This window comes from Streptomyces sp. NPDC054765 (assembly GCF_053612065.1).
On record NZ_JBSHBP010000052.1, the window covers coordinates 42,334 to 54,482 of the forward strand.

Consider the following 12,149-nt stretch of genomic DNA (forward strand, 5'->3'; position numbering starts at 1 on the left):
TCCCGTCCGGCCGTGCGAGCCAAGGCCGACCCGTGGGGAGTCATTCCTCGTCGGTGGCGTCCTTGTTGCGCAGCGGCCGCAAACCGCTGGGCAGGTCGGGAAGCTGGAAGGAGTACCAGCCGAGCATGTTGATGTGATGGCGGACGAACGGCGAGAGGCGGGCCACGTCCTCGTCGCGGACATCGAAGCCGTCGGCCCGGAGCTGGGTGATGGCGGCATCCATGTAGCGGGTGTTGAACAGCACGAGTGCGTTGAGGACGAGGCCGAGGGCACCGCTCTGGTCCTCCATGCCGTCCTGGTAGCGCGCTGGTAGAGCTGCCCGGCCCGGCCGTGGAAGATCTTCCGGGCGAGCGCGTGGCGGCCCTCCTGAAGGTTGGCCTGCACCTTGATCTTCCGTCGGTAAGCCGGCTCGTCCGCCAAGCGAAGGATGTGCAGGGTCTTGGCGATGCGCCCGTAGTGCGCGATTGCGTCGCCCAGCGGGGTAGGTCGGCCATACTCGGTCGAGACCTCAGCGAAGTCCCGCCGGCCCCCGCCCTCCTGGATCTGCCCGGCATGGGAGCGGGCCGTCCCGTCCCGCTCGCCGTACTCCTTCAAGCACGATGGATCTGTGGTCTCCAGCTGCTCGGCCAGATACTCGGCCACCTCCGCCGGCACCTACCGCGGGTCCGCCATGAACCGGCCCGAAAAGCGCACGCTCGTGAGCTGCACCGCGTACCCGAGCCGATGGTGAGCACGCCGCTTGGCCTGCACCGCTTCCCGGTCCGCGTCGTCCAGGAAGAAGTACCTGCCACTCCGTACGGGACGGTGCCCCGGCAAACGCCCCGTACCCAGCCTGCTCACCCGAAAGAAACTCGACCGCCACAACAACTCTCCGAAGATCGACAACAGCGACCTACGAAGGCTCTGACAGGCGATCACCCCAGGTCAAAGCGCCAATCAACGGCGAGAGGGCTTAGCGCACGATCTGACATGGATGTTCCTCAAGCCCCACGTACTGCTCGGCCGGTTTCAGATCCTGCTCACGGTGCCAGACGGGCGGCTTGATCGTGTGCGTGTGCGCCTTCTCAGCGGCGGGGAACTCACCCTCCCGGTATCGGCTGCGGGTGTTCGGGTATTTGGCGGACAGCAGCCGTGGTTGGCAGGCTCAGCCGTGCGAGCTTCAGACGTGGTCTCGGTGCGGTCGACGGTGTGCGGCACTGTGTGGCCGGCCCCGCGGCAATCTGTTCTGCAGGGCCTGGCCTGAGGGCCTGTGCGGCCCGGCACCTCGCGCGCCGACGACGGCACCAGAGAGGTGGGCGCCTCGTGCGACCGCAGCCGCAGCCGCAGCCGCAGCCGCAGCCGCACGAGGCTGCCCAGGCGCTTCAGTTGAGTTGTGCCTCAGCGGAAAGCGGCGATGTTGCGGGCGACCCAGTCGTTGAAGGGGCGCGGGGCACGGCCGAGGACGCGTTCCACGTCCGGGCTGATCCGCAGTTCGGCCGGGTTCGGGGCGGCGATGATGTCCAGGGTGTCGTCGGCGAGTTCCGCCGGCACGGACTGGGTCATCGCGGCCTTGGCCTCGTCGCGGGTGAGTTCGTGGAACCGCACCGGCGAGCCGAGCGCGGCGGCGATGGCCTCTGCCTGCTGACGCGGCGTGATCACCTCTGGCCCGGTCAGCTCGTACACCCCGCCGGTGTGCCGGTCGTCCAGCAGGCAGGCCGCCGCGACCTCGGCGAGGTCCGCCGGGTCGACGACCGGCACCCCGACGTCGCCGAAGGGTGCCGCGACCGTCCCTTGCGTACGGACGGACTCCGCCCAGGCCAAGGCGTTGGAGGCGAAGCCGCCCGGCCGCAGGACGGCCCAGTCCAGGCCGGACTCCCGCAACGCGTCCTCCAGCGCGCGCATCGCGATCCGCGACGGGCCGAGCGGCCTGGTCGCCACGCCCTGCGAAGACAGCAGGACGATCCGGCGGACCCCGCTGGCCTCGGCCAGGCCGATGATGTCGGCCGGCCTGGCTCCGGGGGCGTGCAGGTCGCCGGACAGCAGGAGGAACAGCGCCTTCGCCCCGTCCAGCGCGGGCGTGAGGCCCGCCGGCTCGGCCAAGTCGGCCGCCACGTGCCGGACGCCGTCCGGCACCGCCGCCGCGTGCCGCGACACCGCGGTCACCTGCTCGCCCGCCTCGGTCAGGGCCCGCGTCAAAGGCCGGCCCACGTTTCCGGTAGCCCCGGTCACCACGATCATGTTCAGCTCCTAGTCCGTTGTGCACTACGGCAGTTGACGTTAGGAGCAGGGCTTACTTTTCGTAAGAACATACCCAGAGGTAAGCTCCGGACATGAAGGAAGGTGCGCAGCTGACGCAGGCCGAGGCGGGCCCTCGGTATGAGGTGTTTCACACCGACTGCCCCGCGCGGGACATGGTCGACCACGTGACCAGCAGGTGGGGCATCTGGGTGCTGATCTCGTTGCGGAGCAACGACCTTCGGTTCTACGAGCTGCGCGACAGCATCCAGGGCGTCAGCGAGAAGATGCTCGCTCAGACCCTGCGCGCGCTGGTCAAGGACGGCCTGGTCCGGCGGGAGGTCGAGCCGACGACGCCGCCCCAAGTCACTTACGGACTCACCGAGTTCGGTCAGGAGATCGGTGAGACGCTGACGGACTTGTTCAACCGGATCACACAGCGGCTACCGCCGCGCAGCCCGGGATAGTGCGGTAGTGGTCGGTCTCGAAGGCGAATCCAGCGTGCCCTGGGCCATCCGGTTCACTGGACCGGCGGGCAATATCCGGTCTTCTCGCCGATGGTGTTGATCTCGGCGTTGGACCGGGTGTCGCCGGCGTAGTTGATCTGGTTGGTGCAGCTGGTTCCGGGCTTTTTGGGGGTGCCCTTCGGCTTGTCGGTCTTCTCCGGCGTCGGACAGTGCCCGGTGTTCGCGCCGATGGTGTTGATCTCGGCGTTGGACCGGCTATCGCCCGCGTAGTTGATCTGGTCGGTGCACTTCGTCCCGGACTTCGCGGGCGCGCCCTTCGACGCGTCGTCGGCAGAGTTCCGGGCGGTCTTGGCCCCGTGGGAGGGGGACTGGGTGCCCTGTGTGGAGGCGTCGGTGCCTCCGACCTGGCAGGCGGTGAGCCCGAATCCGGCGACAGTGATCACCATGGCGGCGGCGGCCTTGCGGGCGAGGCGGAGCGTGGTGTGCGACATGGTCTTCCCGTTCTCTCCAAGTAGCGTTTCGGGTTCGGAACCAAGACTGTCGTCCGCCGCTGATGATCTATCGCCGTCCGACTAACGTCCGGCTAACATCCGTGGCGACCGTCGCAATGGCGACCGTCGCAATCGAGGTGGTCGATCTCGTGGTGGACGAGACGGGCGAGGCCGCGTTCGTACACCGTGGTCACGGTCTCGCCGGCCAGGGCTGTGGTCTCGACAGTGATCTTCAGGGGGCGCGGGACGAGGCCGCGGACGTCGAAGAAGCTCAGGCAGCCCTCGAACTGCTCGTCCGTCTCGTCGGAGCGGTCTGTGATCCTCGGGTTGAGTAGGACGACGGCGGACGCACCCTCGCTGAGGTCCGGGAAGTCGTCGGGCGAGACGACCTTGCGCTGGACGATGGAGAAGAAGAGCTCGACCTGGTTCGTCCAGGAGGCGTGCACGGGGGTGTGGACCATGACCGCTTTCGGAAACGCCTTGGCCAGGCGATCTATGGCCTTCTTCCCTCGGTGGGAGGAGCCGTTGTCGACGATCCAGAAGACACGTCCGGCACTGGCATAGGGCCCGGTGGTCATGACCTGGGTGACCAGGTTCATAAAGGGCCTGATGCTCGTTCTGGGTTCGCAGCGGCCAAAGACACCGGCGCGATGGACGTCGTAGGCGGCCAGGTAGGGCCGGCGCACCACCACGGTCGTATTTGACTGGTACTGCCGGGGCTTGAACGCGTCCTGCTTGAGCCAGCGCCGCACGGTGATGGGAGATCGACCCGGCTATGGACTGGGCGACCACCTCCCGGGCCGGCTCCGGACACGACCAGCGCGACAGCGGCACGCCGGTCCCGGCGGGTAACTGACAGGCCAGCGCCTTGACCCCGGCAACTTGCAGCGCGGTGAACGAGACCGGCCGGCCGGACCGCTTGCGGTCCGGCCAGGGCAGGCAGGCCTCCAGCGGCGAAGGGGCCCCGCCAGGTGCGCACCGTATCGACGTGCAGCCGCGTCTGCACGGTTATTCGGGCGTTGGGACGCCCTCAGGCCGCCAACAGCACGATGGTTGCCCGCTGCCGGGCCTGATGCGGGGTCTTGTGGCCGTAAGTCATCTTCTTCAGCCGGTGCCGCTCGGCGGCGGTCAGCACGACGGGCACCGCGGAGGCGAGGGGCAGGGGAGGAAAGCGCCCGATCCTTCGGGGGCAACGGGGAACGGGCCGGCACCAGGCCGCACCCGTCTCTATATCCTGCGACGTCATGGCAACGCCTCCGAGTTGCCGAGGAAAACCGTTGGGCTGCCCGACTTGCTTCGGGCACGATCGACTCGTGGACACCTACCTGGAGACCGAGCGCCTGGCCTTGCGCCGCTTCACTGCCGATGACGCGGACCTGCTGATCGAGCTGGACAGCGACCCGGCAGTGATGCGCTACCTGACCGGCGGCAATCCGACCGCTCCTGAGGCCGTCCGCGAGCGCTACCTGCCGAGAATCCTCGCCGGCTACGAGAAGTGGGGCGGCGACCTCGGACTGTTCGCCGCGCACGAGAAGGACGGCGGCGCGTTCATCGGCTGGTTCCACCTGCGTCCCGAGCCGGAGGGCCCGCTGGACGAAGCCGAACTCGGCTACCGGCTGCGGCAGGCGGCTTGGGGCAAGGGTTATGCCACCGAGGGCTCGCGGGCCTTGCTGGGCAAGGCGTTCACGGAGCTCGGTGTGCGCATGGTCTGGGCTGCGACGATGTCCGTGAACCACAGTTCGCGCAACATCATGGAGAAGCTCGAAATGACGCTCGTGGACACCATCCCTACTCCCTCCGGCATGAAGATGATCGAGGGCTCCGAGCATGGAGGCGTGCGGTACGAGATCACCGAGGAGCAGTGGGGGCAGCAGTAGCCACGGTGCGAACGGCCGTTCTGCATCCGCACCCACCGGAACCGGTAGGTGGACGGCAGGAGTCGTACCAGGTTGAACCCGGGGCCCGCCCCTGACTGCCGGCCACGTCGAACCCGTCGGGCTGGACAGAGGGCCTGCGGTCCGGTGCGGGCAGCACTCGCCCGGCGCTCCGATCCCCCGATCCGAGGCACACTGGCGGTATGCCTGAATTGCCCGAGGTCGAGTCCCTGGTGCGGTTTCTGGCCGAGCGGCTGGCCGGTCGTTCCGTCGCCCGGGTGTATCCGGTTGCCGTGCATGCGCTGAAGACCTATGAGCCGCCGCTCACCGCGCTGGAGGGGCGGATGTTCGAGGGGGTGGGCCGGCGCGGCAAGTTTCTTGATTTCCGGGTCGGGGGGCTGCATCTGGTCATGCACCTGGCCAGGGCGGGGTGGGTGCGGTGGAGCGAGGAGCTGTCGGCGGTGCCGCCGCGGCCCGGTAAGGGACCGCTGGCGATCCGGGTGCGGCTCGGTGGGCCCGAGGACGGGGCGGGGTTCGAGGTGACCGAGGCGGGGAGCCAGAAGCGCCTTGCGGTGTATGTCGTGCGGGAGGTGCGGGAGGTGGCGGGGATTGCGCGGCTCGGGCCCGACCCGCTTTCCGAGGGGTTCACGCGGGAGGTCTTTGCCGGGCTGCTGGCGGGGGAGAGCCGGCAGATCAAGGGGGTGTTGCGGGATCAGAGCGTGGTGGCCGGGATCGGGAACGCCTACTCGGACGAGATTCTGCATACGGCGCGGATGTCGCCGTTCAAGCCGGCCGCCAGGCTCTCGGAGAGCGAGGTGGCGCGGATCTACGAGGCGATCGGTACGACGCTGGGTGAGGCGGTCGAACGGGCCCGTGGGATCGACCTGCGGAACCTCAAGGCGGAGAAGAAGACCGGGCTGCGGGTGCACGGGCGCAAGGGGGAGCCCTGTCCGGTGTGCGGGGACACGATCCGCGAGGTGTCCTTCAGCGATGCGTCGCTGCAGTACTGCCCCACCTGCCAGACCGGCGGCAGGATTCTCGCCGATCGGCGGATGTCCCGATTGCTGAAGTAAGTCATTGCTGGAGTAAGTCATTGCTGGAGTAAGTGGGGGAGCGAGGAGCCGGGGAGGCCGGACGGCGACGGGCCGGTCGGGGGCCAGGTCCCCGGCCGGCCCGGTGCCATCCGGTGGCGCGAGCGGTCAGGCCCCGCCCTCCCCCGGCGCCAGCAGTTCCCGTAGTTCCGCCACCGCCTGCCGGAGCCGGTCGGCGAAGGTGTGCATCTGATCGGCCACGGCCCTCGGTGTGCTCAGGTAGACGTGGAAGCAGTCGGGCAGCAGGACGTAGGCGACGCCGATGCAGCGGCTGCTGGTGGAGCCGAAGCCGAAGTACTGGATGTTGGCGGACGGGGCCGAGCTGGTGCTCAGGTAGTCGTCGCGCATGGTCAGCCAGCCGGGCGTCCGGTAGAGGGCGGGCTGCTCGGTCACCCCCAGCTCCGTTCCGCGGCGGCGCTGGATCAGTTCCAGCTCCCACAGGTGCTGCTCGGGCGCGTCGCCGGCCTGGCACTCCTTCGCGCGGGCCACATGCTTCTCGGCGGCGGCCCGGAAGGCGGCCCGGCGGGTGTCCGCGTCGGCCGCCGGGTCCTCCATCGCGGCGACGAACGCCTGGATCTCCGGGGTGACCACGCGCATCGCCTCGGTCCGGCCGCGCCGCCACTGGCGGGTGGCGATCGACTCGTAGGTGGCGCCCAGGTGTCCCTTGGCGCGCTGGTGGGCCAGTTGGTAGGCGAGCTGGACGAACGCGTCCGGCGAGGAGCCCAGTGCCTTGGCGGTGGTGCTGCCGAAGTCGTCGAAGGAGACGGTCCGGGTCGCGGTGCTCTGCCCGTACGCCGTGAACGCCTCGGCGGCGGAGCGCACCCGGTCCCGGAGGGCGTCGTCGAGTACGAAGACGACCGGCTCCAGGGCGGGCAGTCCCTGGGAGCGGGCCCCGGAGCGGCGGGAGTGTTCGTCGGCGGGGGTGCTGAGCAGGGCGTCGGTGAAGCTGAGGATGGTGGTGCCGTCCAGCTCGCAGTGTTCGACGTTGATGCCCGCCCGGCCGTCCGCGAAGACGATCAGGGAGACGGCCTTGTCGAACCAGCGGTTGCCCCGGTCGCCGTACAGCAGCTGGTCGCAGGCCTGCTGGGTGTCGACGGGGGCGAAGTCCTCCAGGCAGACGCAGAACAGGGCGGTCTCGATGTCGTCCAGGGCGTCCGCGTTGCGGGGGTGGCAGGCGAGCAGGGATTCCCGGGCGGCGGCCCACTCCGCGCGGGCCATGGTGGTCAGATGGCCCACCGAGGTGTCGGCGGGGGCCGGTTCGGCGCCGGCCTTCTGTACGGCGCGCAGGCCCGCTTCGAGGTCGTCCAGGCCGTGCGGGACGCCGTCCGCGCCGAGCACCTCCATCCGGAACATGCTGCCGCGGAAGAACACCACGATGTGCCGTGCGCGGGACGGGCCCGGCCAGGCGTCGGTGTAGGGGCTGCGGACGGTGTCCTGTTCCGCACCGGGGATCCGGGTGGCGGAGAACAGGTACTTGTTCTGGATCATCGACTGGGGCGCGCCACGCTGCACGACCGGCGGAATGAGTTCCCGGTCGAGCTGCCGCTTGTAGTCGACCGCGCCGGCGATGAGCCCGGCGGCCCGCTCCACCTGCGAGGGCGGATGCTGCGGCGAGGTGTCCTGGAAGAGGAAGAAGAAGTTGGCGTTCAGCGCGATCCGGTCCCGGCGGCCGAGGTAGCGGTACGGCCAGAAGGTGTCGAGCCAGCTGTGGACGCCCTCGGTGGCGTCGTACTCCTCCAGCGCCGCGTGCAGCGCCCGGCCGGGGCCGCCGGGCCGGAGGAAGGCGCCCGCCTCCGCCTCGGTCGCCGCCAGCTCGTCGGCGGTCAGCAGCGGCGCGCACCAGGCGAGGAACCGCTCACAGCTGGCCTCCAGTGTGGGCAGCGGCACCCGCGGCAGGCTGTCCTCGTGGGCGAAGGTGGTCATGGCTGCTGCCCTTTCCTGACGGGTATTCAATTCTGCTCTCTCGATTCCGGTCGTGGGGACCTGTGGTGTCACTCGTTCGGGGTCATGCCGTCGCCTGCCGTGCCCGCCGCTCCGTGGAGCCGGAGCGTGGAGCGGCGACGGTCCACGGCGAGGGCGCCTCCTGGCAGGCCGCTAATCCAGCAGCCGGTCGCCCCGGACGGCCCGGCCCTCGGCCGCCAGATGTTCGGGCAGCACCCGGCCGAAGAGCTGCCGGGTGCGTGCCACGCTCCCGATGACGCCGGGGCGCTCGCTGTAGGCGAAGATCGCGGAGTGGCGCGCGAACTCGCCGCCCACCGGGCTCACCCGGTGCAGCGAGTAGCGGCCCTTGAACAGCTGCAGATCGCCCGGGTGCAGGGGAAGGCGCCGGGTCAGCCGCTCGCCCCGGCCGTCCAGCACGTCGCGGACGTCGTCGAAGTGCTCGTCCCGCGCGGACCTGATGTTCGGGCAGTACTCGAAGACACCGCCGTCCTGTGCCCGGCGGGTGAGCAGGCTGACGGTGAACTCGTTGGTGTCGAAGTGCCAGGGGTGCTCCATGCCCGACGCGACGACGTTGAGGACCAGCCCGGAGAGCGGGTCCGCCAGCTCGTGCAGCTGCGGCAGCCCGAAGCAGCGGGCGAGGAAGTCCTGGAACGCCGGGTGGCAATAGAGCCGGCCGATGAGGGAGTCCGCGGGGACGCGGTCGCGTGCGACGAAGGCGTTGCCGCGCCGGAAGGTCCGGCGGCCGGGGTGTTCCTCGGGCAGCTTCTGGTCCACCGCGATGTTGTAGACGTTGACGGTCTCGACGTCGAAGTGTGCCTGGGGGGCGAGGGCCGCGCACTCCTGCTCCAGCACCTCGCGGAGCGACGGGCGGATGAAGTCCGGCAGCACGGTGCAGCCGAGAGCCGAGAGTTCGCGCCGGGCGCGGGACATCACGGCCTGTCCCTCGGCACTGTCGAGTTGCGACAGGGGGTACCGGGCGGTGTCGACCACCTGGTCGAGCGTGCCGGCTTGCAAAGTGCTCATTCGATCCTCTCCACGTACGGGCAGACCGTCCCGAGCCGGATGTCCGCCCGCCGTCCCGCGGCGCCGTCCCGGGCGCCCCCACCGGGCGGCCCGCGCGGTCCGCGGGCCGCCCGGCCCGCACCCTCGGCTCATCGGCAACTCCACGGAGGAGCAGCACAGTTGAAGTTCCCATAGGGCCGCCCCGTTGTCTGTGATACGTCACACTGCGCCGACCGGGCATATGCGTGCAGTGAGGGCGCGTGCGGGGAGCGCCTGCCCGGGGCGCGCCGGCGTCACCTGCGTCACGTTTTATGCAACTTGTTGCATAAGGCTCGGCGGCTGGTCTACAACTGCTGTCACGACCACCGCGCGCCAGGAGGCCCCATGAGTCAGTACCCGCACCTGATGAGCCCGCTCGACCTCGGGTTCACCACCCTGCCCAACCGGGTGCTGATGGGGTCGATGCACATCGGCCTGGAGGAGGCCGAGAACGGGTTCGCGCGGATGGCCGCCTTCTACGCCGACCGCGCGCGGGGCGGCGTCGGCCTGATGGTGACCGGCGGGATCGCGCCGAACGACGCGGGACGGCCGTACGACGGCGGCGCCAAGCTCACCACCGAGGAGGAGGCGGCGCAGCACCGGACCGTGACGGACGCGGTGCACGCGGCGGGCGGCCGGATCGCGATGCAGATCCTGCACTTCGGGCGGTACGCGTACCACCCCGACCTGGTCGCCCCGAGCGCGATCCAGGCGCCCATCAGCCCCTTTGCGCCGCATGCGCTCACCGACGACGAGGTCGAGCAGACCATCGAGGACTATGTGCGGGCGGCCGAGCTGGCCAAGTCCGCCGGGTACGACGGTGTCGAGATCATGGGCTCCGAGGGCTATCTGATCAACGAGTTCATCGTCGGCGCGACCAATCAGCGCACCGACCGCTGGGGCGGTTCGTACGAGAACCGGGTGCGCTTCCCGCTGGAGATCGTCCGCCGTACCCGGGAACGCGTCGGCACGGACTTCATCCTGATCTACCGGCTCTCGATGCTGGACCTCGTGCCGGGCGGGTCGACCCTGGAGGAGGTGGTCACGCTCGCCAAGGAGATCGAGGCGGCCGGCGCCACGATCATCAACACCGGCATCGGGTGGCACGAGGCCCGTATCCCCACCATCGTGACCTCGGTGCCGCGCGGCGCCTACACCTGGGTGACGAAGCGGCTGATGGGCTCGGTCACCATCCCCCTGGTCACCAGCAATCGCATCAACACCCCCGAGGTGGCCGAGGAGTTGCTCGCCGACGGGCGCGCCGACATGGTGTCGCTGGCCCGGCCCTTCCTCGCCGACCCGGACTTCGTCGCCAAGGCGGCGGACGGCCGGGCCGAGGAGATCAACACCTGCATCGGCTGCAACCAGGCCTGCCTCGACCACACCTTCAGCGGGAAGATCACCTCCTGTCTGGTCAATCCGCGGGCGTGCCACGAGACCGAGCTGGTCCTGACCCCCACCCGGCGGCGCAAGCGGCTCGCGGTGGTCGGCGCCGGGCCCGCCGGGCTCGCCTGCGCCGTCTCCGCCGCCGAGCGCGGCCACCAGGTCACGCTGTTCGACGCCGCGGGCGAGATCGGCGGGCAGCTGAATCTCGCCAAGCGGGTGCCGGGCAAGGAAGAGTTCGAGGAGACCCTCCGCTACTTCCGTACGCAGCTGGCGCGGCAGGGCGTCGAGGTGCGGCTGAACACCCCTGTGACGGCCGGGGACCTCGGTGCGTACGACGAGGTCGTGATCGCCACCGGGGTCACCCCCCGCACCCCGGAGATCGAGGGCATCGACCACCCGAGCGTCGTCAGCTATCTCGATGTGCTGCGCGGCGGCGCGCCGGTCGGCGAGCGGGTGGCGATCCTCGGGGCGGGGGGCATCGGCTTCGATGTCGCGGAGTTCCTGACCGATGCCGGCGACGCGGCGAGCCAGGACCCGGAGACCTACTTCCGCTCCTGGGGCGTCGACACGGCGTACGGCGAGCGCGGCGGACTGCGGGCGCCCGAGCGTCCCCGGCCCGCGCGCCAGGTGCACCTGCTGCAGCGCAAGACATCGAAGGTCGGCGCCGGCCTCGGCAAGACCACCGGCTGGATCCACCGTGCGGAGCTGCGGCACCGGGGCGTGACGATGATCGCCGGGGCGACGTACGAGCGGATCGACGACGAGGGGCTGCATGTCACCGTCGACGGCGCGGCCGGCACGCTGGCCGTGGACACCGTCGTCCTGTGCACCGGGCAGGAGCCGCGCCGGGATCTGTACGAGGAGCTGCGGGCCGAGGGGCGCGCCGTGCATCTCATCGGCGGTGCGGACGTCGCCGCGGAACTGGACGCCAAGCGCGCCGTCCAGCAGGGCACGGAGCTGGCGGCGGCCCTGTGAGTTGCCACCGCCTGCCTAGGATTCCCCCATGTCACTCCCGCACGCCATCCTCACCGCCCTGCTGGAGAAGCCGTCGTCGGGGCTGGCGCTGACCCGCAGGTTCGACCGGTCGATCGGCTACTTCTGGTCGGCCACCCATCAGCAGATCTATCGCGAGCTGGGAAAGCTGGAACAGGCCGGGTTCATCCGGGCGCTGCCGAGTGACCAGCCGTCCCGCGGGCAGAAGAAGGAGTTCGAGGTGCTGCCCGCGGGGCGGGCCGAGCTGACCCGCTGGGCGTCCGGCGTGCAGGACTCCAAGCCCATCCGGGACGCACTGCTGCTGCGGCTGCGGGCCTCGGCGGTGGTCGGACGGACCGGGCTCGACGAGGAGCTGGGGCGGCATCTGACGCTGCACCGGCGGCAGTTGGCGGAGTACCAGGAGATCGAGGGCCGCGACTTCGGGGCCGCGGCGGACCCGGAGGACCGGCTGCGGCGGCTCGTGCTGCGTGCCGGGATCGGCCTGGAGACGTTCTGGGTGCAGTGGCTGGAGGAGGCGTTGGCGGAGGTGACGGAGCTGGATGCCCGCTCGGAGGACCGGCGGGAGGGACCGGCGGACGACGGCTCGGGCGGGTGAGCCCGCGCGGGCACGGCAGGGGGCGGCCGTCACCGTGGTGAGTCCCGTGGCCTGCC

Annotated in this window: 12 protein-coding genes and 1 pseudogene; 5 read left to right on the forward strand and 8 right to left on the reverse strand. The window is 70.2% G+C overall.

Going from position 1 to position 12,149, the window contains the following annotated elements:
* Positions 1 to 40: 40 nt before the first annotated feature.
* The 3 genes and pseudogenes from ACWGJY_RS27635 to ACWGJY_RS27645 form a co-directional block, all read right to left on the reverse strand.
* Positions 41 to 495 (reverse strand): annotated as a pseudogene (locus ACWGJY_RS27635) (Tn3 family transposase); the annotation flags it as partial.
* Between the two features lie 159 nt (positions 496 to 654).
* A complete protein-coding gene (locus ACWGJY_RS27640; RefSeq protein WP_453263559.1) occupies positions 655 to 918 on the reverse strand; it encodes a DUF4158 domain-containing protein in 264 nt (87 codons plus the stop codon).
* Between the two features lie 459 nt (positions 919 to 1,377).
* The gene (locus tag ACWGJY_RS27645; RefSeq protein WP_453263560.1) at positions 1,378 to 2,217 is read right to left on the reverse strand and encodes an SDR family oxidoreductase; all 840 of its coding nucleotides are present in this window, start codon (positions 2,215 to 2,217) and stop codon (positions 1,378 to 1,380) included.
* Positions 2,218 to 2,309: 92 nt separating this feature from the next.
* Between ACWGJY_RS27645 and ACWGJY_RS27650 the strand changes: the two genes are divergently transcribed.
* Positions 2,310 to 2,681 (forward strand): winged helix-turn-helix transcriptional regulator, encoded by a 372-nt coding sequence (locus ACWGJY_RS27650; RefSeq protein WP_453263561.1) that lies wholly within the window; start codon positions 2,310 to 2,312, stop codon positions 2,679 to 2,681.
* Positions 2,682 to 2,734: 53 nt separating this feature from the next.
* Here the strand turns inward: ACWGJY_RS27650 and ACWGJY_RS27655 are convergent, their stop codons facing one another.
* The 3 genes from ACWGJY_RS27655 to ACWGJY_RS27665 all read right to left on the reverse strand — a co-directional run bounded on the left by ACWGJY_RS27655 (position 2,735) and on the right by ACWGJY_RS27665 (position 4,418).
* Positions 2,735 to 3,172 (reverse strand): hypothetical protein, encoded by a 438-nt coding sequence (locus tag ACWGJY_RS27655; protein ID WP_453263562.1) that lies wholly within the window; start codon positions 3,170 to 3,172, stop codon positions 2,735 to 2,737.
* A 92-nt stretch (positions 3,173 to 3,264) separates the two neighbouring features.
* Positions 3,265 to 3,924: a peptide deformylase gene (locus ACWGJY_RS27660; protein WP_453263563.1), complete on the reverse strand. Its 660-nt coding sequence runs from the start codon at positions 3,922 to 3,924 to the stop codon at positions 3,265 to 3,267.
* 278 nt (positions 3,925 to 4,202) lie between these two features.
* A complete protein-coding gene (locus ACWGJY_RS27665; protein ID WP_453263564.1) occupies positions 4,203 to 4,418 on the reverse strand; it encodes a hypothetical protein in 216 nt (71 codons plus the stop codon).
* Positions 4,419 to 4,485: 67 nt separating this feature from the next.
* Here ACWGJY_RS27665 and ACWGJY_RS27670 point away from each other — a divergent pair, with 67 nt between their 5' ends.
* Together ACWGJY_RS27670 and ACWGJY_RS27675 are read left to right on the forward strand one after the other, a co-directional pair.
* The gene (locus ACWGJY_RS27670; protein WP_453263565.1) at positions 4,486 to 5,049 is read left to right on the forward strand and encodes a GNAT family N-acetyltransferase; all 564 of its coding nucleotides are present in this window, start codon (positions 4,486 to 4,488) and stop codon (positions 5,047 to 5,049) included.
* 200 nt (positions 5,050 to 5,249) lie between these two features.
* A complete protein-coding gene (locus ACWGJY_RS27675; RefSeq protein WP_453263566.1) occupies positions 5,250 to 6,119 on the forward strand; it encodes an Fpg/Nei family DNA glycosylase in 870 nt (289 codons plus the stop codon).
* A gap of 126 nt (positions 6,120 to 6,245) precedes the next feature.
* Here ACWGJY_RS27675 and ACWGJY_RS27680 read toward each other — a convergent pair whose 3' ends face one another.
* Together ACWGJY_RS27680 and ACWGJY_RS27685 are read right to left on the reverse strand one after the other, a co-directional pair.
* The gene (locus tag ACWGJY_RS27680) at positions 6,246 to 8,060 is read right to left on the reverse strand and encodes a choline/carnitine O-acyltransferase (RefSeq protein ID WP_453263567.1); all 1,815 of its coding nucleotides are present in this window, start codon (positions 8,058 to 8,060) and stop codon (positions 6,246 to 6,248) included.
* A gap of 171 nt (positions 8,061 to 8,231) precedes the next feature.
* Positions 8,232 to 9,101, reverse strand: coding sequence for a HalD/BesD family halogenase (locus ACWGJY_RS27685; protein WP_453263568.1), 870 nt, complete (start codon positions 9,099 to 9,101; stop codon positions 8,232 to 8,234).
* 363 nt (positions 9,102 to 9,464) lie between these two features.
* On the opposite strand from ACWGJY_RS27685, the gene ACWGJY_RS27690 reads away from it, so the two are divergent.
* Together ACWGJY_RS27690 and ACWGJY_RS27695 are read left to right on the forward strand one after the other, a co-directional pair.
* Positions 9,465 to 11,480 (forward strand): oxidoreductase, encoded by a 2,016-nt coding sequence (locus tag ACWGJY_RS27690; RefSeq protein WP_453263569.1) that lies wholly within the window; start codon positions 9,465 to 9,467, stop codon positions 11,478 to 11,480.
* A 28-nt stretch (positions 11,481 to 11,508) separates the two neighbouring features.
* The gene (locus ACWGJY_RS27695; RefSeq protein WP_453263570.1) at positions 11,509 to 12,093 is read left to right on the forward strand and encodes a PadR family transcriptional regulator; all 585 of its coding nucleotides are present in this window, start codon (positions 11,509 to 11,511) and stop codon (positions 12,091 to 12,093) included.
* Positions 12,094 to 12,149 lie beyond the last annotated feature (56 nt).